Genomic DNA, 247 nt, shown 5'->3' on the forward strand with positions numbered 1-247 from the left:
GGCGCGAGCAGTGCCGGGTGTTTGCCGCCCAGGCCAGCGAACAGTTGCGCCTGTGCAACCTGACCCGCCTGCCGGACGTGCTCCACGACCAACTCACCGACCTGGCCCGCTATTGGCACATTCCCTGTCTCGGCCTGGCCCTGCTCGACGAGCAGGATCAGGGCTGGGTGATCCACAGCTGCTACAGCGCCCATGACGCCCCGCGCCTGTGGCAGGAAGGCCAGGCTCTGGGTGCCGGCCTGGACAG

The 247-nt window shown here is 68.8% G+C and carries 1 protein-coding gene; it reads left to right on the forward strand.

The window, feature by feature from the left end; all coding sequences use genetic code 11:
• On the forward strand, nucleotides 1-247 hold a 247-nt coding region (locus R0J88_RS22470), incomplete at both ends, for a hypothetical protein (protein ID WP_410901239.1).

The sequence above is a fragment of the Pseudoalteromonas sp. SIMBA_162 genome (genome assembly GCF_046535955.1).
In the GTDB taxonomy this organism is placed as follows: domain Bacteria; phylum Pseudomonadota; class Gammaproteobacteria; order Enterobacterales; family Alteromonadaceae; genus Pseudoalteromonas; species Pseudoalteromonas marina.